The sequence below is a fragment of the Kribbella sp. CA-247076 genome (assembly GCF_050942445.1).
Lineage (GTDB): Bacteria > Actinomycetota > Actinomycetes > Propionibacteriales > Kribbellaceae > Kribbella.
The window spans coordinates 3,066,103-3,090,456 of sequence record NZ_CP192051.1 but is presented as its reverse complement, the minus strand read 5'-3'; the positions used below and the strand labels follow the sequence as shown (position 1 = coordinate 3,090,456).

The window sequence follows — 24,354 nt, the reverse complement described above, 5'->3', positions numbered from 1 at the left end:
CGCCCCTCGCCGCCCACGACCCCACCGATTCGTGTCCGGCGACTCCCCGGAGCCGCCTAGTCCCCTCCCGCAAGCAGCGAACCGTTGCCCAGCTCACCCCAACGCATCCGACCACCCACCATCGCTCGTCAACGCCGTACCGGTCGGAGTCTCCCGGCCCTGATAGTCGCCCGGATGCCCTTCGAAAAGGATCGTCCCGCCATGTCGCCCCGGGCCCGGCCCTAGGTCGATCAGCCAGTCGGCCCGCCGAATGACGTCGAGGTTGTGCTCCACCACGACGACCGTATGCCCGTGATCGACCAAGCTGTCGAGCACGTGCAGCAGCGTGTCGATGTCGCTCAGATGCAGCCCGGTCGTCGGCTCGTCGAGCACGTAGGTGGTCGGCTGGTCAGCCTGCCGCAACTCCTTGGCGATCTTGACCCGCTGACACTCACCGCCCGACAAGGTGTTCAACGACTGCCCCAACCGCAGATACCCCAATCCGACCGCAGTCAACTGCTGCAACGCCCGAGCGATCCCGGCATCAGGTAGTTGCCCAATCGCCTCGTCAATGGTCAGTTCGTCAACGTCCGCAATCGACAACCCGTCCACGGCGTGTGCCAGCACCTCCGGCGTGAAGCGACGCCCACGGCACGTCTCGCAGACCACTTCCCGCCCCTCCATGAACGCCAGGTCGGTATAGATCACGCCCAATCCTTTGCAGTCCGGGCAGGCTCCCTCGGAGTTCGCACTGAACAACCCCGCGGGTACGTCGTTGTGCCGGGCAAACATCCTGCGAATCGCCGGCGCGATCCCGGTGTACGTGATCGGCGTCGATCGCCGGTTCGTACTCACCGGCTTCTGGTCGATCACCACCGCGGCATGCTGCGTCACCAACTCCTCCGCGAGACTTGACTTGCCAGAGCCCGCAACACCGGTCAGCACACTCATCACCCCGGTCGGAACGCTCACGGTCAGGTTTCGGAGGTTGTTGCGCTTGGCATCGACCACCGTCAGCTTTCCATCTCCCTGACGCGGTGCCGTCTTGAGCGGCCGCTTCCGGGCCAGCGCCCGACCGGTCGCCGTACCAGCGCGACCGAGCTCCGCGAACGTCCCTTGGAACACCAGTCGCCCACCCGCACTCCCCGCGTCCGGACCCACCTCGATGACCTGGTCCGCATGCGCCATCACCGCCGGATCGTGCTCGACGACGAGCACGCTGTTGCCGCTGTCCCGCAGGCGTTCGAGGAGCTCGATCATTGACTCGACATCGGTTGGATGCAGGCCGACGGTCGGCTCGTCCACGACGTACGTCATCTCAGTCAGGCTCGACCCGAGGTGCTTCACGGTCTTGATCCGCTGCGACTCGCCGCCGGACAGCGTGGTCGTTGCCCGGGACAACGTCAGGTACCCGAGCCCGATCGTCACCATCGCCTCCAACCGAGCGGTCAACGCCTCCACGACCGGTACGACGCCGGCCGCATCGATCGTGCGTACGACGTCCAGCAGCTCGGAGATCTCGAGTCGTGCCAACTCTCCGATTGTGTGATTGTCGACAATCGCCATCCGCGCGGCGTGGTTGAGGCGGTCGCCGGCGCAGTCCGGGCAGGTCCCTGATCGGGTGAATCTCCGAATCGTGTCCTGCTTGCGCTCGGACAGGTTGTCGGACGTGTGCAGGTAGATCCGCTCGAACCGCTCGACGACACCCTCGTAGTCCTTCGGGAGCTTCCGGCCGAGCGCGGCCGCCGCTTCACCGCCGTACAGCAGGGCTTGTCGTTCCCGCTCGCTCCACTCGCGCAACGGGGTGTCCACGGCGAACGTGCCGATGTCGGCGTACTGCGCATGCCAGTAGCCACCGTGTCCGAAGCCCGGCAGCAGGATCGCGCCGCCGGCGAGCGATTTGTCCAGGTCTAGGAACTTGTCGACGGCGCTCACCACCACCTCACCGAGCCCGGAGCAGGTCGGGCACATGCCGACCGGATCGTTGAACGAGAAGTGGTTCGACTCACCGACGTACGGCGTACTGAGTCGGGAGAACAGGAGTCGCAGATAGGTCCAGGCATCGGTGATCGTGCCGACGGTCGAACGGGCGTTGCCGCCGATCCGGCGCTGGTCGATGACGATCACCGGCGTCAGGCCACCGATGTGCTCGACGTCCGGTCGGGTCCACTTCGGCAGCCGGTTCCGGGCGAACGGCGGGAAGGTCTCGTTGAGCTGGAACCCGGCCTCGGCGGCGATCGTGTCGAACACCAGCGACGACTTCCCTGACCCGGATCTGCCGACGAACACCACGAGTTGGTTCCGTGGGATGTCGAGGTCCAGATCGGCCAGGTTGTTCGTGCGGGCTCGGCGAAGGGTGATGGCTCGCTGCGTCATGCCGACGACGCTACGGCCAGATGTGGCCGGATCCTGACCGCATTTCCTGCGATCATCGAGGAATGGCTGATGTCACCGCACGTATGCTCGCGTTGCTGTCGACCCTGCAGTCGGGCCGGTCGTTCAGCAGCGACGAACTGACCGCGCGGCTCGGCGTGAGCCCGCGCACGTTACGCCGGGACGTCGACAGGCTGCGCGGATACGGCTACCCGGTCGACACCCAGCCCGGACCGGGTGGGTACTACCGGCTCGCAGCCGGTCGCACACTCCCGCCGCTCGTCCTGGACGACGACGAGGCCGTCGCGACGCTGCTCGCGCTGGCGTCCCTCGCCGCCGTCGGTCCGTCCGAACCCACCAGTGAGCGTGGGATCGACGATGCTGCGACGCGCGCGTACGGCAAGGTGGACCAGTTCTTGCCGGCTCGCCTTCGAGCCCGGGTGGTCTCGGTCCGCTCGAGTCTGGAGACCAGTCCCCAGCCCGCTCCTGCGGTCGCTGCCGAACAACTCAGCACCATCGCCGAAGCCATTGCCCACCAGGAGACGATCTCCTTCTCCTACGTCAACGCCCGCGGCGAGCAGGCGATCCGCCGCGTCGAGCCCTACCGCCAGATCAACCATCTCCTGCGCTGGTATCTGCTCGGATGGGACCTCGACCGCGACGACTGGCGAGTGTTCCGACTCGACCGGCTCACCGACGAACGCCGTACCAACACCCGCTACACCCCGCGCCCGCTCCCCGCGGAGTCCGCAACCGCGTACCTCCGGCAGGGCCTCAACCGAGCCAAGCACTCGATCACCCTCACCATCGATGCCCCCGCCACCACGGTCATCGACGCCCTCAGATACCAAGACGCCGAGGTCCACTCCCTCGATGCCAACCACACCTCGGTCACCCTCGCCACTGACTCCTGGCAGTACCTCCTCCTCAACCTCGCCTTCCTCGACACCGACTTCCACTTCGCGGCGAACTCACCCTTCGCCGCTCAACTGCAGGCCTTCGCCCACCGCCTTTTGACTGCCGCATCCTGATTCCTTGACTGCCGCATCCTGACTCCGCCCGATGGTCACCAGCGCCGGCACTAACCACCTGCCGCAGATCCATTCGCTCGAGCGGTCGCCATCCGATCCGCCACCGTCGGGCAGTTCTGGTTTCTGGGACGCAGCCAAGGCAACGCACGTTCGTGCAGACCCGTTGTGACGAGGACCCCCAAGCCTGGGCCGCGACAGCGAGCCCGCGAGGCCGTCCCGGGTGCCAATCGGTTACCCCAGCGGGTCGTAGAGCGCGATGACGAGAACGGCCGTGGGTTTGGCCGGTCGGTGCGGTCGGGCACGACAACCGCGAATCCGACGAGACCAAGCAGCGCGCGAAGCCGACGGTCCCGTCCTGTTTGTGGCCTCGGTCTGCCGCCGCTTCCCGTCGGTATTCCGCGGGTCGCGCGCGGGTGCCTACTTCCGGTCGAGGTGCGCTTTCGCCAAGCTCGGCGGCGCGAAGACGAGCCAGCCGTCGGCGAGCGCCTCCCTCAGGACCGGCTCCGAGACCTTGTCCAGCTCGACCAGTACGGCGGCGTAGTTGTCGAAATGCGGAATCGTGAAGAACCCGTCCCCCGCACGCGCCGCGAGCACCGCTTCCTTCTCGGCAAGATCCTCGACCCGGATCGCCAGGATCGGGTCCGCCGGCGGAGTCTCGTCGCCGAAGCGCCGGAGATCGGCCTTGCTGAACGGCCGCTCCCACGCGTACGCCTTGCCGCCGACCGTCCACGTCCGACTCCCGTGCCGAGTCGTCTCGACGGTCTCCGGCAACTCCCCCACCAGCCGCTCCACATCCTCAAGACTCGCCATCCGCTCAAGCTACTCCCCACTCCCGGTCTCTGCCGAGACACCAATCGGATGAGACTCGGGGGCGTCGGAGCACCCGGCCGAGATCTGGGAACGTCGTGACCGTCATCAGCAGCCGCTACCGAGCCTGCTCAGCAGCGTCGCCAACGCCAGCGGACGCAACGGCCCCGCCGCCGGCCCCACCCCGACCCGCGCACCACCACCATCACCGCCCCCACCCCTTCCACCATTTGAGGGGTGGACCCACGAGCTTGTGGGTTGTCCACCCGGGAGACGGCTGGAGAACCGACCAGTTGGTGGGTCAACCAGCCAAATGGTCAGCGGGTCGAATCTGCGAGGTTGTTGGGTTGGGGGGATTAGTCGGGTTCTAGGCCGGAGGGGTCTAGGAGGGGGAGTTCTTCGTGGGTGGCGGAGAGTTCTTCTTTGACGATGGTCATGGCTAGGCCGCCGGGGTAGCCCTTGCGGGCGAGCATGCCTAGCAGACGGCGCATGGCGACCTCGCGGTCCAAGGAGCGCATGGACTTGAGCTTTCGGCGTACCAGAGCGCGGGCCGTCTCCTCCTCCTGCGCCGGATCCAATTCGTCGAGTGCGTCGCGGGCCAACTGATCGTCCACACCGCGGCGGCGAAGCTCCTGGGCCAGCGCGCGCTTCCCGAGGCCGCGGCCGCGATGCCGCGACTCGACCCAGGCGTTCGCGAACGCGGCGTCGTCGATGAGGCCGACATCCGTGAAGCGATCAAGCACTTCGTCCGCGACGTCGTCCGGGATCTCCCGCTCCGCCAGCAGGCCGGCCAACTCAGCACGTGTGCGCGGCTGGCCCGTCAGCTTGTCCAGGAGAATCGTGCGCGCCACCGAATGCGGATCTGCCTCTGAGTCGAGCTCAGGGTCCGGCACTCCTTCCGGCCCGTCAGCCCCCCGCCGTCTTCCCCGCCGACCGGATCCACCACCGAACTCCCGCCGCCGCACCACCTTCCGGCTCCCACCCCGACCACCTACACCGCCCTCCCGCCGAGCCCCGCGCTCCCCTCGCACCTCGAGCTCACCCTGAGCCTCAGACTCAGCTCCCGCGTCCCGGCGACTCCGCGCCGACTCGGAGTCCGATCGAGCCTCGGACTCAGCCTCTGCATCGCGGCGAGGTCGCACCGCCTCGGGCTCACCTCGAGACGCGGCCATAGTCTCCGCACCCCGCCGAGGCCGCGCCGGTCCGGGATCGCGTTGAGCCTTGGACGGAGCTTTGGCCTCCCGACGAGGACGTGCGGCGTCGGCTCGTCCCCGAGGTTCTCGGGTTGCGCCGGCATCAGGTTCAACGTTCGATCCAGCTTCCGTTCGGCGCTTGTCTCTGACCGAGGCCACCGAGGTCGTGGCGGTCGTGGTGACCGTGCTCCTGAGTGCCTGGTCCTCCGCGTTTCGCGCGTCTGCGGCGTCAGCAACAGGCCGCGGTGGCTGCTCGGCTCCGGTCGCGTCGACATTCTGGTCAGAGGTAAGCCGTGGTTCCTGCGCCCCGTGATCGCGTACGGCGTCAGGCTCATCAGCCCAGGGGGCGACCGGCTTGTGGTTACTTCGGGTCGGGCTCGTTGGCGGCGGGTCGTCGGCTGCGAAGGCCATAGCGGCGGCGCGATGATCCTGGGATCGCCCGGCACGCCGAACTCCACCGGCACGACCGCCGTCCTGACCTGACTCCAACGGCTCGACGGGTTCGTCGTCGGGTTCGTCGAAGCCGTCCCCACCATCTCCCCACGGGTCTAGCGGTGCAGGTGTCTGACGGATTCGGCCGACACGAGGGCGTGCTCGCCCGGAGTCGGAGAACTCGCCGGAAGCTTCGTCCTCCCACGGGTCGTCGTCGCTTCTCGCAGTACGCCGAACCCCACTGGCTCGCCGGGGGCGACGCGTGTCCGACAGATCGTCGGGTATGGCGCCGGCCGCCTCAGCCTGTGGATCGGCGGCCCGCGCCCGACGCTGAGTGTTCACGTCGGCGCCGTCGGCGGGTGACGGGTCCGCGCTGGGCCCTTGGGCGAGGAGAGCCCGGGCCAGGGCCAGGCGGTCGGCGTGGGGTAAGGACAGGGCCGCGGGGGCGGCAGCGTCCTCGGCGGGAGGCCGGGGAGCGCTGCCGTCCGCAGCGGGTCGATCAGAAGTCGACATCGACCTCGGCCGTGGCGGCCTCGTCGGCCGGGGCGTCGAGGGTCGGGCCGATGCCCATCTTCTCCTTGATCTTCTTCTCCAGCTCGTTGGCCAGATCGGGGTTGTCGCGCAGGAAGTTCCGCGCGTTCTCCCGGCCCTGACCGAGCTGGTCGCTCTCGTAGGTGAACCAGGCACCGGCCTTGCGGACGAAGCCCTGCTCCACGCCGAGGTCCAGCAGGCTGCCCTCGCGGCTGATGCCCTGGCCGTAGATGATGTCGAACTCGGCCTGCTTGAACGGCGGGGCCACCTTGTTCTTCACGACCTTCACGCGGGTCCGGTTGCCGACCACGTCGGTGCCGTCCTTGAGCGACTCGATCCGGCGCACGTCCAGGCGGACCGACGCGTAGAACTTCAGCGCGCGACCACCGGTCGTGGTCTCCGGCGAGCCGAACATGACGCCGATCTTCTCGCGCAGCTGGTTGATGAAGATCGCCGTCGTACCGGTGCCGTTGACCGCACCGGTCATCTTCCGCAGCGCCTGGCTCATCAGCCGGGCCTGCAGACCGACGTGGCTGTCACCCATCTCGCCCTCGATCTCGGCGCGCGGCACCAGCGCGGCCACCGAGTCGATCACCACGATGTCGATCGCGCCGGAGCGGACCAGCATGTCGGCGATCTCGAGCGCCTGCTCACCGGAATCGGGCTGCGAGACCAGCAGCGCGTCGGTGTCGACGCCCAGCTTCCGCGCGTACTCCGGGTCGAGCGCGTGCTCGGCGTCGATGAACGCCGCGATCCCGCCGGCCCGCTGGGCGTTCGCCACCGCGTGCAGGGCGACCGTCGTCTTACCCGAGGACTCCGGGCCGTAGATCTCCACCACCCGGCCACGCGGCAGACCGCCGATCCCGAGCGCGATGTCGAGCGCGATCGACCCGGTCGGGATGACCTCGATCGGAGCCTTGCCCTGCTCGCCCAGGCGCATCACCGCACCCTTGCCACACTGCCGCTCGATCTGCGTCAGCGCGGTCGCCAGCGCCTTCTCACGATCCGCCACCGCGCGTTCCGCACTCGCTGCACCAGCCATGTGACTGCCACCTGACCCATCTACGTATCGGGGCCGCTGTCCCAGCCGCCCGAAGGATTTCCTTGTCGCCAGAGAAGGTACGGGTTACGTCGGACAGTTTTCGCCGCCACCTGAAAGCTGTGGACAAACCGGCCGCCGGGAGCACCTTCAGGGACCAAACTATCCCGAACACGTGTTCGAATCGCAACTGACACGCCGAAGTCTTCCCCGGCAACGTTCGTGGACCGCCGACTCCCTACCCTTGCGGCGTGGCAGACCGTCCAGACATCCCCGACTCCGCCGTCGTCCTCGCGCTCAGCCGGGTGGAGTTCGGCATCGACACCGTGCTCGACTCGCTGCGGACCCCCGACCCGTTCGGCATCCGCAGCCTCCTCACCGAGTACTCCGCCCAGGAGAAGCCGAACCTGGCCGAGAAGGGCCTGATCCTGGCGATCGACCGGCTGCTGAAGATGAGAGTGCCCGGGCACGCCGAGTGGCCGACGCTGCCGCTGGCGGAGCGCTGCGACTGGTGGGTCGAGCGGCTCGGCGGGTTCGCCGCCGTCATCGCGGGACTCCCCCGCATCAGCGGTGCCGCCGCGGATCGCCTGCCGGTCAAGGACACCCTCGGCGCAGCCGTCCAGGCCATGGTGATCGGTGCGGTCTGCCGTGAGTACGGCGTCGAGGCGCACGCCGACCGTACGGCGGTCATGGCCCGGGTGCTGACCGACCGCCCGATCACCCCGGACGAGGTCCTGAAGTACGACGACCCGACCGCGGCCGGCCAGGACGTCGCCAAGCAACTCGGTCTGGGCGACGAGTCGGAGGAGACGGGACTGCGGAAGGGCGTACGACTCGTCTGGCGGATCAGCAAGCTGTTCGGCGGGCTCGGCGACGTCTTCGAGGAGCGTCCGCGCGGCAGCCTCGGCGCAAGGTTCATCGGCAAGCTTCCCGCCGTCGGAGTGGTCGGTGGCTTCTTCGACGAACGCAAGGGCATCCGCAAGGCGGCGTACGAGGCGGCGGAGCTGCTCACCAGCAGCGCCTTCCGGGTGAAACCTGTCTGACCACAGCCGTGGCTGGGATGATTCCGGCATGACTGGGATCGTCATCGTGAGGGCGGACGAGAGCTGGCCGGCGCAGTACGAGAAGATTGCGCGTGCGGTGGGCGAGCTGCTCGGGGAGACGGCACAGCGGATCGATCACATCGGCTCGACGTCCGTACCAGGGCTGGCGGCCAAGGACGTCATCGACATGCAGGTGACGGTCGAGACCGAGCCGGAGTTGGACGACGTCGTGGAGCGGATGGTCGCGGCCGACTGGGAGGTCCGGCCGCCCCGGCGGGACCATCCGGTGCCCGGACTGCCGGCTGAGGACCTGCAGTGGGTCAAGCGTCTTCTGGTGGAGCCGATGTACCGGCGTCGGGTGAACCTGCACGTTCGAGTCGCCGGCCGCGCCAACCAGCGCTATCCCCTGCTGTTCCGCGACTACCTGCGCAGCCATCCGGACACAGCCGCCGCGTACGGCGAGTTCAAGCGCCGCGCGGCCGCACTGCCGATCGAGTCGACCGCGGACTACGCCGACCTGAAGGACCCGGTGTGCGACCTGATCTACCTGCCGGCCGAGGAGTGGGCAGGCCGGATCGGCTGGACACCCTGACCGACTGGGCTCACGACCGGCGGACTCCACCACCGGACGCACGGTGAGTGGAGCACTACTACGCGGTCGTTGACCCTGTGCGGGCTGCCCGGCACGCTGGATCGGGGGGTACGTCGCGGACAGTCCGACGTACGGGCGGGCGTCCCTCCAGGGGGCGTGGTCGGAGTGGGCGGAGCAGGACGGCTCGCGGCGTTGCCGTGCGGCAAGGTGTCGAAGTGGATCGTGCTGGCACTGTGGATCGTCGCGCTGGCGGTGTCCTTCGGTCCGGCGAGCAAGCTGACCGGTGCCCAGGAGAACGATGCGGTGTCCTGGCTGCCCGGCAAGGCCGAGTCCACCGAGGTCCTCAACGCGACCGCGCAGTTCTCGCCGCCGGACGAGATCCCGGCCGTGCTCGTCTACGAGCGGTCGTCCGGCATCACTCCCGCCGACCAGCAGGCGGTCGCGCGCCACGTCGCGGAGTTCGCGCAGTTGCCGGACATCGACCGCGAGGTGGTCGGACCGATCCCGTCCGAGGACGGCAAGGCGCTACAGGTCCTCGTACCGATCAACGCCGGCACCGGTGGCTGGGAGACGCTCGGCGAGCGAGCGGACGAGATCAGGCAGGTGGCGGCGGACCGACCGGACGGCATGTCGTTCCACGTGACTGGTCCGGGCGGCTACGCGGCCGACTCGCAGGAGGCCTTCGCCGGCATCGACGGCAAGCTCCTGTACTCCGCGGCCGCAGTGGTCATCATCATCCTGCTGCTGACCTACCGCAGCCCTGTGCTCTGGATGCTGCCACTGGTCTCCTCAGGCGCAGCGCTGTTCGTCGCGCAGGCTGTCATCTACTACCTGGCAACCGAGGCGGACCTCACCGTCAACGCTCAGAGCGCGGGCATCCTGACAGTGCTCGTGTTCGGCGCCGGCACGGACTATGCCCTGCTACTTGTGGCTCGCTATCGCGAAGAGCTCAGGAGGCATGAGGACAGACACGAAGCGATGGCGTTCGCACTCCATCGGTCCGGTCCGGCGATCATCGCTTCCGGGTCCACCGTCGTCGCAGGCATGCTCTGCCTGCTGCTCGCCTCGATGAACTCGACTCGTGGCCTCGGTCCGGTCGCCGCAGTCGGCATCGTCATCGCACTGGCGGCCATGCTGACGTTGCTGCCGGCGGTGCTCGTCATTTGCGGCCGTTGGGTGTTCTGGCCGCTACGGCCGACGTACGGCTCCGACGACCACACCGAACGGAGTGTCTGGGGTCGGATCGGCCGACGGATCGCCGTACGCCCGCGTCTGACGTGGGTCGCGACCACCGTCGTACTGGCCGTCGCCGCGCTCGGCGTACTGCGCCTGGACGCGAACGGACTCAGCAACGAGGAGTCCTTCGTGGGTACGCCGGAGTCCGTGGTCGGCGAGAAGGTCCTGGCCGCCCACTTCCCGGCCGGTGCGGGCAACCCGCTCGTGGTGGTGAGCAACGCGGAACAAGCGGCAGCCGTCCGTACGGCGATGGCATCGACGGAAGGCATCGCGGCCGTGGCCGAACCACGGGTCGCCGGTGGCATCGCCTACCTCGAGGGGACGCTGACCGACGCCGCGGACACCCAGGCCGCGAAGGACACGGTGGACCGTGTTCGTACGGCGGTCCACGCAGTACCCGGCGCGGACGCCAAGGCCGGTGGTGGTACCGCGATCCTGCTGGACACCCAGCGAGCCGCCGACCGGGACAACAAGATGATCATCCCGGTGGTCCTGGCGGTCGTGCTGCTGATCCTGATGGTGCTGCTGCGGTCACTGTTCGCACCAGTGTTGCTGGTGGCAACGGTCGTGCTGTCGTTCGGTGCGGCGCTGGGGATCAGTGCTCTGGTGTTCGACCTGGTGCTCGGGTTCGGCGGTGCGGACGTGTCGCTGCCGTTGTTCGTGTTCGTCTTCCTGGTTGCCCTGGGCATCGACTACAACATCTTCCTGATGACCAGGGTGCACGAGGAATCGAAGACGCACGGCACCCGGCGCGGCGCGTTGATAGGTGTCGCCGCGACCGGTGGTGTGATCACGTCCGCCGGACTGGTGCTGGCTGGGACGTTCGCGGTGCTGGCGACACTGCCGGTGGTGGCCTTCGCCGAGATCGGCATCGCGGTCGCACTCGGTGTGCTGCTGGACACCATCGTGGTGCGCTCGGTGCTGGTGACGGCGCTGAACCTCGACATCGGCCGGCACCTGTGGTGGCCGAGCAAGCTGGCCAAGAAGCGCGATCCGGAGCCGATCGAGGAATTGCCGGAGCAGGAGCCGGAGCTGACCGCGACCTAGCCACGCACCGGGAGGGTCAGCGCTCGCTGGGTGGGAGTTGCAGATGCGCCCAGACGGCGCGCCAGACGGTCTTGGCGTGTTCGCCGTCGGCCAAGGCCTCGACGACCGTGCGGCCGCCGAGCTCCCGGACCACCTGGGTCTCCGCCCAGGTCCGTGCGTAGGCGGGACCGAGATGCTGATCCATCCGCGCCCAGAACTCCGTCAGTCTCATGCCTGCCCGTCGTCGTCCTTCGGCGGCTGTCCCCAACCGCCCTGCGATTCGTCCTGCCCCTGCTGCCGGCCCTGCTGTTGCTGGCCCCAGCCGCCCTGCGGCGGCTGCCCCTGCTGGCCTTGCGGGGGCTGCCCATAGCCCTGCTGCGGGGGCTGGCCGGGCTGCTGGCCCCAACCGCCCTGACCCTGCTGAGGCGGCTGCTGTCCTTGCGGGCCCCACTGCCCCTGTCCCGGCTGTCCAGGGTACTGCGGCTGACCAGGCTGACCCGAGTACGGCGGCTGACCACCGTGGCCCGGCTGACCCGGACCGGGCTGACCGTGACCTGGCTGGCCTTGACCCGGCTGACCGTGACCAGGCTGACCTTGACCCGGCTGACCGCCGTACGGCCCCGGCTGGCCGCCGTACTGACCCGGTTGGCCGGGCTGACCGCCGTACTGACCGGGCTGGCCGGAGTACTGACCGCCTGGACCGGACTGGGCGTAGCCCTGCTGTCCGTAGCCCGGCTGACCCGGGTACTGCCCCGGCTGGCCGCCGTACTGCGGGCCCCACTGGCCCTGCTGCGGCTGGCCCGGATACTGCCCGTATTGCCCGTAGCCCTGTTGTGCCTTGGCCTTGCGACTCCGCAGGACGAAGAACACAGCCGCACCGGCGACCAGCAGGACCAGGACGATGATGAGGATGATCGCCCAGAGCGGGAAGCTGCTGCCCGCCTCGGAGGCCAGTGACACGTTGCTGAGCTTGTCGAGGCTGTCGTACGTCGCCGTCCGGCCGTCGACCTTGGCGCCGTCGTCGTGCTCGATGATCTTGCCCGGCATGGTGATCTTGAAGTTCACCGCCGGCTGGCTTCCGGACGGCACGTTGCTGCCGAGGTTGCCGCCCTTCACGGTGACCATGACCTTGTCGCCTTCCTTGCGGAAGCCGACGCCCTCACCGCTCGAGCTGCCCATCTTGTCGAACGGCACACTCTCGAACGTGCACTTGGAACCGACGTACCGGTCGTCCTCGAACGCCTCGCAGGTGACCCCGTCGGTGGTGGTCTCCTTGATGCCGTTCTCGATCTGCCCCCGGACCCGGTCGAGCGACTGGCCGGAGGACTCCAGCAGCTGCTTGTCGACCCCGAGCTGCATGTCGCCCGAGACCGTCTCGTTGGAGCTGACCTTGAGGTCGGCGTCGAGTTTCACGCAGCCCGTCAGGGCGACCAGGCAGGCCACGAGGACGAGCGCTGCGCGTACGCGGTTGATCATGGCGACGATCATTCCAGGCGATGGGGACAACGCCGTCACCGGACGGAAAACCGCAGGTCAGAGGCCGAAACGTGAAAACTGTCCGAGGCGCCCGGCAAGATGGTCGGCGTGAAGAAGACCAGCGCGTTGAGCCGGTTCTCGCCCGCGACCCGGGCGTGGTTCGGCGACGTCTTCGAGTCGGCCACCCCGGCCCAGCTCGAGGCGTGGGACGCGATCACCGCGGGCCGGGACGCGCTGGTGGTCGCCCCGACCGGTTCGGGCAAGACGCTGGCCGCCTTCCTGTGGGCGCTCGACCGATTGGCGACCGTCCCGCCGCCGGAGGACCCGAAGTTGCGCTGCCGGGTGCTGTACGTGTCACCGCTGAAGGCGCTGGCGGTCGACGTCGAGCGCAACCTGCGGGCGCCGCTGATCGGGATCCGGGAGACCGCGAAGCGGCTGGGCGAGGCGCCGGTCGACGTCGAGGTCGCGGTGCGATCGGGCGACACGCCGGCCGGTGAGCGACGACGGTTCGCCACCCGGCCTTCCGACGTACTCATCACCACGCCGGAGTCCTTGTTCCTGCTGCTGACGTCGCAGGGGCGCGAGTCGTTGCGCGGCGTGGAGACGGTGATCGTCGACGAGGTGCACGCGGTCGCGGGGACGAAGCGCGGCGCCCACCTGGCGCTCACGTTGGAGCGGCTCGACTCTCTGCTGCCGAAGCCCGCGCAGCGGATCGGGCTGTCGGCGACGGTTCGGCCGGTCGAGGAGGTCGCGCGCTTCCTCGGCGGGGAGCGGCCGGTGACGGTGGTGCAGCCGAAGTTCACCAAGCAGTGGGATCTGAGCGTCGTCGTGCCGGTCGAGGACATGGCCGAGCTCGCGAGCACCGAGATCGAGACCTCCGGTTCGGCCGCCGGTCCCCCGCAGCACGCGTCGATCTGGCCACATGTCGAGGAGCAGGTCTTCGATCTGATCGCGGAGCACCAGTCGACGATCGTCTTCGCGAACTCGCGCCGGCTGGCCGAGCGGCTGACCGCCAGACTGAACGAGATCGCCGCCGAGCGCGCCGAGCTGGAGTTGCCGGAGGCCGGATCGCCGGCCGAGCTGATGGCTCAGTCGGGAGCGTCGCTCGCGGCTCCGCCTCTGATCGCGCGAGCGCACCACGGCTCGGTCAGCAAGGAGCAACGGCTGCTGATCGAGGCGGATCTGAAGTCCGGACGGCTGCCGTGCGTGGTCGCGACGAGCAGCCTCGAGCTCGGGATCGACATGGGCGCGGTTGACCTGGTCATCCAGGTGGAGGCGCCGCCGTCGGTCGCCAGCGGTCTGCAGCGGGTCGGTCGTGCGGGCCACCAGGTCGGCGCGGTGTCGAGGGGCGTGCTGTTCCCGAAGTTTCGCGGCGACCTGATCGACACGGCGGTCGTCGTGCAGCGCATGCAGGACGGCCTGATCGAGAGCCTGCATATCCCGGCCAACCCCCTCGACGTGCTGGCTCAGCAGATCGTCTCGATCGTGGCTCTGGACACAGTCGATGCGGACGAGCTCTTCGCCTTGGTACGACGCTGCGCGCCGTTCGCGACGTTGCCGCGATCGGCGTACGACGGGGTGCTGGACATGCTGTCGGGTCGCTACCCGTCGGACGAGTTCGCCGAGTTGCGGCCGCGGATCGTGTTCGATCGCGTCAGCGGGGAGATCTCCGGCCGGCCGGGAGCGCAGCGTCTCGCGGTGACGAGCGGCGGAACCATCCCGGATCGCGGCCTGTTCGGCGTCTTCCTGGTCGGTGAGTCGACGAACCATCGGGTCGGTGAGCTCGACGAGGAGATGGTCTACGAGTCGCGGGTCGGCGACGTCTTCACCCTCGGTGCGTCGAGCTGGCGGATCGAGGACATCACCCACGACCGGGTGCTGGTCTCCCCCGCGCCGGGTCAGCCCGGCCGGCTGCCGTTCTGGAAGGGTGACGCGGTCGGCCGTCCCGCCGAGTTGGGTGCCGCGACCGGAGCGTTCGTCCGCAAGATGGCCGCGTTGCCTGCCGGTAAGGCGGTCGAGCGAGCGCGGGCGGCCGGATTGGACGAGTACGCCGCGAACAACCTCGTGTCGTACTTGGCCGAGCAGCGCGACGCCACGAGCCGGGTGCCGGACGACGTGACCGTGGTGGTCGAGCGGTTCCGTGATGAGCTCGGTGACTGGCGGGTCTGCGTCCATTCGCCGTACGGCGGACAGGTGCACGGGCCGTGGGCGCTGGCGATCGCGGCCCGGCTGCGCGAGCGGTACGGAATGGACGCGCAGTCGGTCTCGGGTGACGACGGGATCGTGCTGCGGTTGCCGGAGACGGACGAGGCACCGCCGGGCGCGGAGCTGGTGCTGTTCGATCCGGCCGAGATCGAGGACATCATCACCGCGGAGGTCGGCGGCTCGGCGCTGTTCGCCGCGCGGTTCCGCGAGTGTGCGGCGCGCGCGTTGCTCCTGCCACGGCGGAATCCGGGTCGCCGGTCGCCGCTCTGGCAGCAGCGGCAGCGGTCGGCCCAGCTGCTGAGTGTCGCGAGCAAGTACGGGTCGTTTCCGATCGTTCTCGAGACGCTGCGTGAGGTGCTGCAGGACGTCTACGACCTACCTGCACTGAAGGATCTGCTGACCGGGATCGGCGAACGCCGGATCTCGGTCGTGGAGGTCGAGACGTCGGAGGCCTCGCCGTTCGCGAAGTCGCTGCTGTTCGGCTACGTCGGCGCGTTCATGTACGAGGGCGACACGCCGCTCGCGGAGAAGCGCGCCGCGGCGCTCGCGCTCGATCAGAGCCTGCTCGCGGAGCTGCTCGGGCGGACCGAGTTGCGCGAGCTCCTCGACGCCGAGGTCGTCCTGCGGACCGAGGCCGAGCTGCAACGCCTCGCCGAGGATCGCCGCGCTCGCGATGCCGAAGGGTTGTTCGACGTACTGCGGCTGGTCGGGCCGTTGTCGTTGTCGGAAGCGTCGCAGCGGTGCGTGGACGACGCCGACGCCGAGTCGTGGCTGACAGAGTTGGCCGCTGCCCGCCGGGTCGTCCGCGTACGGATCGCCGGCGAACATCGGTGGGCCGTGGTCGAGGACGTGGCTCGCCTGCGCGACGCCCTCGGCGTACCGCTGCCGCCCGGGATCGCCGAGGCACATGCCGAGCCGGTCGCGGATCCGCTTGGAGACTTGGTGTCGCGGTACGCGCGGACGCACGGACCGTTCCGGGCGATCGATCTCGCGACGCACCTGGGGATCGGCGTAGCGGTCGTCACCGATGCGCTGCGACGGCTGGGAGCGGCCGGGCGGGTCGTCGAGGGCGAGTTCCTGCCCGGCGGGATGGCGATGGAGTGGTGCGACTCCGAGGTCCTCCGGCTGCTGCGTCGGCGTTCACTCGCTGCGTTGCGCAAGGAGGTCGAGCCTGTCGATCCGTCGGCGTTGGCACGCTTCCTCCCCGCGTGGCAGGGCATCACGAGCAGCCGCGGGCGCGGGTACGACGTACTGCTCGGAGCGGTCGAGCAGTTGGCAGGCTGTGCGGTGCCGGCGTCGGCGCTGGAGTCGATCGTGCTGCCGTCGCGGGTTCCCGGGTACCAGGCGTCGATGCTGGATGAGCTGACGGCGACCGGTGAGCTCGTGTGGGCAGGTTCGGGCTCGTTGCCGGGGACGGATGGTTGGGTGTCGTTGCACCTGGCGGACAACTGTGACCTGACGCTTCCCGATCCGGATCCGGCGTTCGAGATCGGCGAGACGCATCAGGCGGTGCTCGACGCGCTGTCGGGTGGCGGCGCGTTCTTCTTCCGGCAACTGAGCGATGTCGTCGGTGCGGCGGCTGGCATCGTCAATGACGAGACCCTGGTCGGTGTGCTCTGGGACCTCGTCTGGGCCGGTCACCTGACCAACGACACACTTGCCCCGGTCCGGTCCCTGGTCGGCGGCGGCCGCGGCAGTCATCGAGGCCGTCGTACGACGCCGCGCGCGCGACCCGGCCGCCCGACGCGACCTGGACGACCGTCGATGCCGGCGCGGAGTGGACCGCCGACGGCCGGCGGGAGGTGGTCGTTGCTTCCGGCCCGCAATCCGGACGCGACCAGGCGGGCGCACGCGGCGGCGGAGACTCTCCTCGACCGGTACGGGATCGTGACGCGGGGATCGGTGATCACCGAGCGGACTCCAGGTGGGTTCGCGGCCGTGTACAAGGTGCTGAGTGCCTTCGAGGAGTCCGGGCGCTGCCGACGTGGGTACTTCGTGGCCGGGCTCGGGGCGGCGCAGTTCGCCTTGCCTGGTGCGGTCGACCGGCTGCGTGCGATGGCTGAGTTACCGGGCTCGACTGGCGGTTCCGGAGGATTCGACGACGCCGGCGGGCCTGGTGTCCGCGGAGGAGCCGGTGGGCTCGGAGGGCCCGGCAGGCCTGGTGGCGTTGGTGGCGGGCCTGGTCGCGTCGGGGGTGCCGGGCGCGGGCGCCGGGACGAGGAGCCGGCTGCGCGCGCCGTCGTACTCGCAGCATCCGACCCGGCGAACCCGTACGGCGCAGCCCTGCCGTGGCCCGAGCGCGAGAGCGCCGGCGGACATCGACCGGGGCGGAAGGCGGGCGCGCTGGTCGTGATGGTGGACGGGCAGCTGATCGTGTACGTCGAGCGCGGTGGACGGACCGTGCTCAGCTTCACCGAGGATCCGGACCTCCTTCAGCCCGCTGTGGACGCGCTCGCGCTGGCGATCAGAGACGGACAGCTGGGCAAGCTGAGTGTTGAGACGGCTGATGGCGAGCAGGTGAGACATACGGCATTCGGGGATGCGCTGGCCAAGGCCGGGTTCCACGCGACGCCGCGAGGCTTGCGATTGCGGGCCTGAGCCATGCCAGAGGGCGACACCGTCTGGCGGGCTTGCAAGCGGCTCGACCAGGCTCTGAGCGGACAGGAGCTGATCCGGACCGACTTCCGGGTGCCAGCGCTTGCGACAACGGACCTGAGCGGCCGGACTGTGCTCGAGGTCGTTCCACGCGGCAAGCATCTGTTGATGCGGATGTCCGGTGGTGTGACCGTGCACAGTCACTTCCGGATGGACGGGAGTTGGCATCTGTACCGACCGGGTGAGCGCTGGCGCGGTGGGCCTGACCATCAGGTTCGGGCCGTGCTGGAGACAGCGTCGTGGATTGCCGTTGGCTACCGGCTGCCCGTGCTCGAGCTCGTCCAGACGGACGCTGAGGAGAGCGTCGTTGGGCATCTCGGGCCGGACCTACTGTCGCCGTCATTCGACCGAGCGCAGGCCATCGCCAACATCGAAGCACAGCCGGAGCAGACGATCAGCGAAGCGCTCCTCGACCAGCGCAATCTTGCCGGGATCGGCAACTTCTACCGGGTCGAGGTCTGCTTTCTGCTCGGGTTGCACCCGTGGCGTCCGGTCTCCTCGGTCGACGTACCGGCCGCCGTCGACCTGAGTCGACGCCTGCTGAAGGCCAACCTTCGCAACGGCACCCAGGTCAGCACGGGGATCAACAAGCCCGGCCAGCGCACATGGGTGTTCGAGCGCGCCGGAAAGGCATGCCGGCGATGCGGCAGCACGATCCTGTTCGACACGATCGGCACTCCCCCGCGCGAGCGGGTCACGCACTGGTGCCCCACCTGCCAGCCCGCACTTGAAGACGCCGCCACCATCAGCTCGTAGCGGACGTACGTCAGCGCACTCACCGGCTGCCAGATCTGCGGGTCGGTCGTGCCCCCGCGTGGTGACTTCGCCGGAGAGCATCCGCGGCTCTTATCAGCCGTTCTGGCGCGTCGGGGGGACGCGTGCGGCACACGTTCTGTTCGCCGAAGTCGGGCTGTGGACAACGGCGGAAGTGGGCGGGAATCGCCGTATCTTCTCTGGTGTATCGAACATGTGTTCGAGCGAGAGGAGAGGTTGATGTGTGACATGTGCGGCGGGCTCACCGATGACCAGTACTCGGATCGCCTGGAGCGGAACATCCTGACCTACGGCTGGACGATGCAGTTCGTCGAGGGCGACGGCGATCGCAATCCCGCCTTCGGATACACGCTCGGTCTCAGCCTGCACGACCACCCGGAGATCATCGCGTTCGATCCTGACGCTGCCTGGGTCTACCTCTGCCTCAAGCCACTGGCCTGGGCGGTCCAGAGCGGCGAGGTTTTCGATGAAGGCGACGACCTGAGCGCGTACTTCCCGCCACCGGAGCGAGCCGAGCTCCTTCGCTTCCCCGACTCGACCTCACATCTCTTCACCGCCAAACACCATGTTCCGCCAGCCGAACGACCCGCCCCTCCCCGCCCTCCAGCTCGTCTGGCCAACCCGCACTCCCCTCCTCCACCCCGCCCGCACAAGGTCTCCGGGCCGAGACGAGCATGCTTCACCGGAAGCTGAGCCGTGAGGTCAGCGCACGCATGTCGCCAAGGCCGCCCATTCGGGCCATGGGCGGCTGCCGGCCGGAGGCAGGTGGCTTGCCGAGCTCCGGAACGGCGAGAAGCGCTCGATCGGTGACGAGCGGCAGGGAGGCTGCGGCTATCAGTGCGAGGCGCAGATGTGAGGGTCGGGCCGCGGCGTCAGGCGGCGGAGGCCACCTCGGGCTCGATGGTGGGGTGGGTGAGGACCAGGGCCTCTTCTCGGGCCAGATCCTCGCTGACCTCGGCGAACACCGTCGACAGCGGGACATCGAGGGCCATGCAGATCGCGGCGAGGAGCTCGCTGGAGGCCTCCTTCTGGCCGCGCTCCACCTCGGAGAGGTAGCCGAGGCTTACCCGGGCATCGGCGGAGACCTCGCGGAGGGTGCGCCCCTGGCGCAGCCGCTTACGCCGCAGGACGTCGCCCAGTAGGCCACGAACCAGCACCATGAGGTTTCTCCCTTCCGCCTGTCCGGTCGTCTCTACTCGCACGGTAGCTCGACCGTAGGAACCAACGGTACCCGTTGCTGGGTCACTACTCCTCGCAATGTCCACCTTCGGTGCGCCGTGCCAGTCTGCCCTACCTGTCCCCATGCTGGTCTCAACACCCCGGTCAGTCGAGTTCTTCCGCCACCAGAGCCACGGCGAGTTCCAGAACTGCTTCCACACTCCCCCTGCGGACGGTTGCCCGATCTCCGCTCAGCTCTAGCTTGCGCACTTGTACGGCGTCTGGTCCAGCGGCTGCGACGTACACAGTGCCTGCTTCTATGCCGTTCTGGGGGTCGGGGCCGGCCACACCGGTCGTGGCGAGCCCGTAGGTCGCGTTCAGGCGCTCTCGCACGCCCCGAGCCAGTGCGACGGCTGTGTCGGGGTGGACTGGACCGACAGCCGCGAGCAGGTCGTCCGGCACGCCCGCCAGCTGAGCCTTCAGATCCGTCGCGTACACGATCACTCCGCCGCGGTACACCGCCGAGACCCCAGGTACGTCGGTCAGCGCCGCCCCCACCATCCCACCGGTCAACGACTCCGCCGTCGCCAGCGTCTCCCCCCGTCCCTTCAACACCCCGACCAACCGCTCGAGCACCACCCGAAGCCGATCACCACTCGCCGCAGCCGAGGCGGCAGCCAGACCAGCCGAGTCCGAAGAGTCGGGGACGTCAGGCGATGCGGAGCCGGCGGACGGGGCCGCATCGAGCAAGCCAGCCGTCGGCGCGACGGGACGCTCGTCCGCCGGCGTGGCTGGGGACGCCACGGCAGCCGGGGCAGCTGCGAACGCCAGGAGCGGTGTGCTCGGGGAAGGCTGGAGCGGCGGGCTCGGGGAGGGTGGGGGCGGGGAGGAGGTCTGGGGAGGTTTGGGTGGGGTGGGGGTGGGGTGCGTCATGGGAGGGGGCGTTTGGCGGCGGCTCGGAGGCGGAGGGCTCGGCCTACGTAGTCCAGGCCGGTAACGATGGTGACGATGACGGCGGCGCCCATGATGCCGACCGCGGTCCAGTGGATGACGGCGACGTCCTGCCACGGGAGGAGGTAGAGGCCGAGGGCGATCGCCTGAAGGACCGTCTTCAGTTTGCCGCCGCGGCTGGCCGGCATGACGCCGTGCCGGATCACCCAGAACCGGAGCAGCGTCACGCCCCACTCGCGGACGAGTACGACGACGGTGACCCACCACGGCAGTTCGCCGAGGAGGGACAGGCCGATGAAGGCGGCTCCGGTGAGTGCCTTGTCGGCGATCGGATCGGCGATCTTGCCGAAGTTCGTGACCAGGTTCCAGCGGCGGGCGATGTCGCCGTCGAACCGGTCGGTGACGATGGCGACCACGAACGCGGCGGTGGCGAGCAACCGGTTGCCGTCACTGGTGCCGCCCTCACGAAGCAGCAGCCAGACGAACAGCGGGACCAGGATCAGCCGCAGGACCGTGAGCGCATTAGCCACGTTCCACGCGCTGGGCGCGCTGAGTGGGCCGGCTGCGCTCGGCACCGGGTTCGGCGGGTTGGTCACGCGGTCAGGTTAGCCGTCGCAGCGCCACCTTGCGGGCTCACGAGCGCCGCGAATTCGGCGATCAGGTCGACACCGTCGCTCCCAACCACCTTCGCCGACACCAGATCGCCGACGCGTACGCCGTCCGGAAGCCCGGTCACCGAGGTCGAACCGTCCACCTCCGGGCCCTGATGAGCCGCCCGCCCCTCGGCGGTCGCCTCCTCGACGCGACCGGCATCGACCCGCTCGGCATCGACGCGCCCGGCATCGTCGACGCGGTCGGCGTCCTCGCCGCCGTCGATGGATTCGACGAGGACCTCGATCAGCTCGCCGATGCGAGACTCCGCTCGGGCGGACGTGAGCTCTTCGGCGAGGCGGGTCACGCGGTCGAGGCGGACCGCGATGGTGTCCTCGTCGAGCTTGCCGTCGTACGTCTCGGCCTCGGTGCCGTCCTCGTCGGAGTACCCGAACACGCCAATCGCGTCGAGGCCGGCACGGGACAGGAAGTCGCACAGGATGTCGACGTCGTCCTCGGTCTCGCCCGGGAAGCCGACGATGACGTTGCTGCGGATGCCCGCCGAGGGTGCGGCCGCGCGGACCTGGGCGATCAGGTCGAGGAAGCGTTCGGCGTCCCCGAAGCGGCGCATGCGGCGCAGGAGCGGGCCGGAGGCGTGCTGGAAGGACAGGTCGAAGTACGGGACGACGCCGGGGGTCGACGTCATCGCGGTGATCAGCGTCGGGCGCATCTCCGCGGGCTGCAGGTACGAGACGCGGACGCGGGTGATGCCGGGTACGGCGGCGATCTCGCCGACGAGCGTCTCGAGGAGGCGGAGGTCGCCGAGGTCCTTGCCGTAGGAGGTGGAGTTCTCTGAGACGAGGAAGAGTTCGCGTACGCCGTTCTCGGCGAGCCAGTGGGCTTCGCCGAGTACTTCGGTCGGGCGGCGGGAGACGAAGGCGCCACGGAACATCGGGATCGCGCAGAACGCACAGCGACGGTCGCAGCCGGACGCGAGCTTGAGCGGAGCCATCGGACCACCGTCGAGCCGCCGGCGCATCACCCGCGGACCGCTCGCGGGGGCCGACTGCAGGTCAGGAGCTTCGATCTTCAACTCGGAGCCGGTGCCCGGTGCGTCGTACGCCGAACTGAGGTCACGTCTCGCAGCTGCGGACGGGCCGGTCAGCGCGCCTGAAGCCTCGGCCGTGGTCGCGGGGGCCTCGGTTGCGGGTGTGGGGCGGCCTTTGAGTTGTGGGGGGATGTGGTCGCCGTGGCCGGGGATGGCGATGGTGGGGCTGGTGGTGGCGCGGTCGGCGGGGGCCAGCGGGAGGAGTTTGCGGCGGTCCCGGGGGACGTGGGGCTGGTGCTTGGTCCCGGAGAGGATGGAGCGGAGGCGGTCCGAGATGTCGGTGTAGTCGTCGAAGCTCAGGACGGCGTCGGTCTCGGGGAGGGCTTCGGCGAGTTGTTCGCCGTACCGCTCGGCGAGGCAGCCGACGGCGACGACCGCCTGCGTGCGGGCGGAGTCCTTGTAGTCGGCGGCCGCGAGGAGGGTGTCGACGGAGTCCTTCTTGGCGGCTTCGACGAACCCACAGGTGTTCACCACCACGGTGTCGGCCTCGGCGGCGTCCTCGACCAGGCGGAAACCGCCGGCTTCGAGCCGGCCGGCCAGCTCCTCGGAGTCGACATCGTTGCGGGCACAGCCCAGCGTGACCAGGGCGACGGTGGTGGGTGACGTAGTCATCCCTCCGAGTATGACTCGCCGTCCACTCCCCGACCTAACTCACCGCCACATCTCACATACGCACATCCACACTTCTCATTCAGCAACCGAGCGACCTGCGGCGGGGGTCAGGTGGGTTTGGTGAGGGTGCCGTTGGGGCGGGCGGTGAAGCGGTAGAGGGTGGTGGAGTGGGTGTGGCCGTTGACGGTGACCGAGAGGTTGGCGGGTACGCCGACGGAGACGCGGAGCTCGCCGGTGGTGGTGACGGTCTGGGAGGTGCCGGGGCCGAGGAGGCCCTGGAAGAGGCGTTTGCCCTTCTTGTCCCGGACGGTGACGTAGGAGCCGTCGCCCTTGGCGGTCAGCGTGAGCTTCGTCCTGGTCGGGACGGGCGGCTTCGTGGGCTTGGGCGGTTTGGTGGGTTTGACGGTCGGCTTCGGGGCCGGCTTCGGGACGACGGTGGTGACGACCGGGGTCGAGGTGGCCGTCTTGGAGGCGTTGGCCTCGACGTCGCTAGGGAGCGTGAAGAGGCGGACCATGCCCCAGCCCATCAGGCCGATCAGGATCGCGCCGACGACGACGGCCCAGCGCGGGCGGGCCGGGTGCAGGGTCGGGCCCTTGACCGCGGCGCGTTCCTCGCGGCGGGACTTGTCCTCCTCGACGGCGTGCTCGGCGTCGAAGGTGGCGAGCAGCGGTGCCGGGTCGGCCTTGACCGTGCGGGCGATCGCGCGGATGTGCCCGCGGGCGTAGAAGTTCCCGCCGCAGCGGGAGAAGTCGTCGGCCTCCATGGCGACGAGCAGGCCGGTCCGGATCCGGGTCGCGGCGCTCAACTGCTCGATCGTCATGTCGGCCCGTTCGCGGGCCGCCGTGAGCTCGCTGCCGATGCTCACGTCCCCACCGTCCTCTCCAAAGCCCGACTGTTCAACCGCCGACAAACTCCGGCGGTACGACCGCCGACATCAACTCAACGGTCCTGGTACGGCGGGGTCACGGACGAGTCAGAGTTGTTCCCTGACCGGGCATCTGGCGTCTGCCAGCATGTGCAGGGCCCGCACCACTTCCCCGTGCGACGGCCGCGCCGTCAGTCCGAACGGTACCGCGAGCGAGGAGCCGGTCAACCGACGATTCGCATCAGTTGTCTTGCGAGTCGAACTCGGCATCGCGCCCAGCACCGGTCCGGGATCGTGCAGGTGGACGGCGATCCGCCCGTCGTCCAGCGGGTGCCGGCGCTTCAGCACCGTCACCTCCTCGATGTCCTCCCACCGGGTACCGATCCACTCGTTCCGGATCCGCAACCGGATGCCGACCTCGTCGGCCACCAGCATGTCCCCCACCGTCAGCGCCCGCGCGCAGACCAGGGCCAGTACGGCGAAGGCGCCAGCTGCGATCCAGCGCAGTACGCCGGTCGGCGTGGTGGACGCGGACGCGGCGAAGCCGATCGCGACCAGGCCGGCGCCGAGGGCCAGGCCGCCGTGCACCTTCTGGGAGGCGCGGATGGTGAACGGCACCGGCTCCGGGTCGAGGTCGAAGCGTTCTTGCCTGGGCAAAGCGCTCGCGGCGGTCACG

The 24,354-nt window shown here is 69.1% G+C and carries 19 protein-coding genes; 7 read left to right on the top strand and 12 right to left on the bottom strand.

Annotated elements, in window-relative coordinates; genetic code table 11:
- Positions 1-93 precede the first annotated feature (93 nt).
- Positions 94-2,355 carry an ATP-binding cassette domain-containing protein gene (locus tag ACQPYZ_RS14630; protein ID WP_433168394.1) on the bottom strand — a complete coding sequence of 754 codons (2,262 nt, stop codon included), beginning with the start codon at positions 2,353-2,355 and terminating at the stop codon, positions 94-96.
- A gap of 62 nt (positions 2,356-2,417) precedes the next feature.
- Here ACQPYZ_RS14630 and ACQPYZ_RS14625 point away from each other — a divergent pair, with 62 nt between their 5' ends.
- Positions 2,418-3,383, top strand: coding sequence for a helix-turn-helix transcriptional regulator (locus ACQPYZ_RS14625; protein ID WP_433168392.1), 966 nt, complete (start codon positions 2,418-2,420; stop codon positions 3,381-3,383).
- Positions 3,384-3,800: 417 nt separating this feature from the next.
- Here the strand turns inward: ACQPYZ_RS14625 and ACQPYZ_RS14620 are convergent, their stop codons facing one another.
- From ACQPYZ_RS14620 to recA, 3 genes are all read right to left on the bottom strand, one after another.
- Positions 3,801-4,193 carry an MmcQ/YjbR family DNA-binding protein gene (locus tag ACQPYZ_RS14620; protein WP_433168391.1) on the bottom strand — a complete coding sequence of 131 codons (393 nt, stop codon included), beginning with the start codon at positions 4,191-4,193 and terminating at the stop codon, positions 3,801-3,803.
- 353 nt (positions 4,194-4,546) lie between these two features.
- Positions 4,547-5,041, bottom strand: a complete 495-nt coding sequence (locus tag ACQPYZ_RS14615) for a regulatory protein RecX (RefSeq protein ID WP_433168389.1) — start codon at positions 5,039-5,041, stop codon at positions 4,547-4,549.
- A gap of 1,273 nt (positions 5,042-6,314) precedes the next feature.
- Positions 6,315-7,388, bottom strand: coding sequence for a recombinase RecA (recA, locus tag ACQPYZ_RS14610; protein ID WP_433168388.1), 1,074 nt, complete (start codon positions 7,386-7,388; stop codon positions 6,315-6,317).
- A 248-nt stretch (positions 7,389-7,636) separates the two neighbouring features.
- Here recA and ACQPYZ_RS14605 point away from each other — a divergent pair, with 248 nt between their 5' ends.
- The 3 genes from ACQPYZ_RS14605 (at position 7,637) to ACQPYZ_RS14595 (ending at position 11,303) form a co-directional block, all read left to right on the top strand.
- The gene (locus tag ACQPYZ_RS14605; protein ID WP_433168386.1) at positions 7,637-8,428 is read left to right on the top strand and encodes a hypothetical protein; all 792 of its coding nucleotides are present in this window, start codon (positions 7,637-7,639) and stop codon (positions 8,426-8,428) included.
- A 28-nt stretch (positions 8,429-8,456) separates the two neighbouring features.
- On the top strand, positions 8,457-9,020 hold the full coding sequence (locus tag ACQPYZ_RS14600; RefSeq protein ID WP_433168384.1) for a GrpB family protein: 564 nt from the start codon (positions 8,457-8,459) through the stop codon (positions 9,018-9,020).
- 165 nt (positions 9,021-9,185) lie between these two features.
- The gene (locus ACQPYZ_RS14595; RefSeq protein WP_433168382.1) at positions 9,186-11,303 is read left to right on the top strand and encodes an MMPL family transporter; all 2,118 of its coding nucleotides are present in this window, start codon (positions 9,186-9,188) and stop codon (positions 11,301-11,303) included.
- Between the two features lie 16 nt (positions 11,304-11,319).
- Here ACQPYZ_RS14595 and ACQPYZ_RS14590 read toward each other — a convergent pair whose 3' ends face one another.
- Together ACQPYZ_RS14590 and ACQPYZ_RS14585 are read right to left on the bottom strand one after the other, a co-directional pair.
- Complete coding sequence (locus ACQPYZ_RS14590) at positions 11,320-11,514, bottom strand: DUF3046 domain-containing protein (RefSeq protein ID WP_433168381.1); 195 nt, start codon at positions 11,512-11,514, stop codon at positions 11,320-11,322.
- Positions 11,511-12,758, bottom strand: coding sequence for an LppM family (lipo)protein (locus ACQPYZ_RS14585; RefSeq protein ID WP_433168379.1), 1,248 nt, complete (start codon positions 12,756-12,758; stop codon positions 11,511-11,513). Before ACQPYZ_RS14585 ends, ACQPYZ_RS14590 begins: the two co-directional genes overlap by 4 nt.
- Positions 12,759-12,857: 99 nt before the next feature.
- On the opposite strand from ACQPYZ_RS14585, the gene ACQPYZ_RS14580 reads away from it, so the two are divergent.
- The 3 genes from ACQPYZ_RS14580 to ACQPYZ_RS14570 all read left to right on the top strand — a co-directional run bounded on the left by ACQPYZ_RS14580 (position 12,858) and on the right by ACQPYZ_RS14570 (position 19,085).
- Positions 12,858-17,561 carry an ATP-dependent helicase gene (locus ACQPYZ_RS14580; protein ID WP_433168377.1) on the top strand — a complete coding sequence of 1,568 codons (4,704 nt, stop codon included), beginning with the start codon at positions 12,858-12,860 and terminating at the stop codon, positions 17,559-17,561.
- Between the two features lie 3 nt (positions 17,562-17,564).
- Complete coding sequence (locus tag ACQPYZ_RS14575; RefSeq protein ID WP_433168374.1) at positions 17,565-18,374, top strand: DNA-formamidopyrimidine glycosylase family protein; 810 nt, start codon at positions 17,565-17,567, stop codon at positions 18,372-18,374.
- Positions 18,375-18,587: 213 nt separating this feature from the next.
- Complete coding sequence (locus ACQPYZ_RS14570) at positions 18,588-19,085, top strand: DUF4262 domain-containing protein (protein ID WP_433168372.1); 498 nt, start codon at positions 18,588-18,590, stop codon at positions 19,083-19,085.
- A gap of 179 nt (positions 19,086-19,264) precedes the next feature.
- On the opposite strand, the gene ACQPYZ_RS14565 is transcribed toward ACQPYZ_RS14570, so the two are convergent.
- The 6 genes from ACQPYZ_RS14565 to ACQPYZ_RS14540 form a co-directional block, all read right to left on the bottom strand.
- Complete coding sequence (locus tag ACQPYZ_RS14565; protein ID WP_433168369.1) at positions 19,265-19,552, bottom strand: helix-turn-helix domain-containing protein; 288 nt, start codon at positions 19,550-19,552, stop codon at positions 19,265-19,267.
- Between the two features lie 163 nt (positions 19,553-19,715).
- The gene (locus ACQPYZ_RS14560; RefSeq protein ID WP_433168367.1) at positions 19,716-20,186 is read right to left on the bottom strand and encodes a CinA family protein; all 471 of its coding nucleotides are present in this window, start codon (positions 20,184-20,186) and stop codon (positions 19,716-19,718) included.
- A gap of 293 nt (positions 20,187-20,479) precedes the next feature.
- The gene (pgsA, locus tag ACQPYZ_RS14555) at positions 20,480-21,097 is read right to left on the bottom strand and encodes a CDP-diacylglycerol--glycerol-3-phosphate 3-phosphatidyltransferase (RefSeq protein WP_433168365.1); all 618 of its coding nucleotides are present in this window, start codon (positions 21,095-21,097) and stop codon (positions 20,480-20,482) included.
- On the bottom strand, positions 21,094-22,812 hold the full coding sequence (locus tag ACQPYZ_RS14550) for a MiaB/RimO family radical SAM methylthiotransferase (RefSeq protein WP_433168363.1): 1,719 nt from the start codon (positions 22,810-22,812) through the stop codon (positions 21,094-21,096). The genes pgsA and ACQPYZ_RS14550 overlap by 4 nt, the downstream gene beginning before the upstream one ends.
- Before the next feature lie 107 nt (positions 22,813-22,919).
- Positions 22,920-23,678, bottom strand: a complete 759-nt coding sequence (locus ACQPYZ_RS14545; RefSeq protein ID WP_433168361.1) for a helix-turn-helix domain-containing protein — start codon at positions 23,676-23,678, stop codon at positions 22,920-22,922.
- Between the two features lie 108 nt (positions 23,679-23,786).
- Positions 23,787-24,353, bottom strand: a complete 567-nt coding sequence (locus ACQPYZ_RS14540; protein ID WP_433168359.1) for a hypothetical protein — start codon at positions 24,351-24,353, stop codon at positions 23,787-23,789.
- Position 24,354 lies beyond the last annotated feature (1 nt).

What these genes read in the sequence shown, in the direction of transcription:
- ACQPYZ_RS14585 (WP_433168379.1), bottom strand. Translation starts at nt 12,758, where the DNA reads ATGATCAACCGCGTACGCGCAGCGCTCGTCCTCGTGGCCTGCCTGGTC.
- recA (WP_433168388.1), bottom strand. Translation starts at nt 7,388, where the DNA reads ATGGCTGGTGCAGCGAGTGCGGAACGCGCGGTGGCGGATCGTGAGAAG.
- ACQPYZ_RS14565 (WP_433168369.1), bottom strand. Translation starts at nt 19,552, where the DNA reads ATGGTGCTGGTTCGTGGCCTACTGGGCGACGTCCTGCGGCGTAAGCGG.
- ACQPYZ_RS14590 (WP_433168381.1), bottom strand. Translation starts at nt 11,514, where the DNA reads ATGAGACTGACGGAGTTCTGGGCGCGGATGGATCAGCATCTCGGTCCC.
- ACQPYZ_RS14600 (WP_433168384.1), top strand. Translation starts at nt 8,457, where the DNA reads ATGACTGGGATCGTCATCGTGAGGGCGGACGAGAGCTGGCCGGCGCAG.
- ACQPYZ_RS14625 (WP_433168392.1), top strand. Translation starts at nt 2,418, where the DNA reads ATGGCTGATGTCACCGCACGTATGCTCGCGTTGCTGTCGACCCTGCAG.
- ACQPYZ_RS14550 (WP_433168363.1), bottom strand. Translation starts at nt 22,812, where the DNA reads ATGACTACGTCACCCACCACCGTCGCCCTGGTCACGCTGGGCTGTGCC.
- ACQPYZ_RS14620 (WP_433168391.1), bottom strand. Translation starts at nt 4,193, where the DNA reads ATGGCGAGTCTTGAGGATGTGGAGCGGCTGGTGGGGGAGTTGCCGGAG.
- ACQPYZ_RS14580 (WP_433168377.1), top strand. Translation starts at nt 12,858, where the DNA reads ATGGTCGGCGTGAAGAAGACCAGCGCGTTGAGCCGGTTCTCGCCCGCG.
- ACQPYZ_RS14575 (WP_433168374.1), top strand. Translation starts at nt 17,565, where the DNA reads ATGCCAGAGGGCGACACCGTCTGGCGGGCTTGCAAGCGGCTCGACCAG.
- ACQPYZ_RS14630 (WP_433168394.1), bottom strand. Translation starts at nt 2,355, where the DNA reads ATGACGCAGCGAGCCATCACCCTTCGCCGAGCCCGCACGAACAACCTG.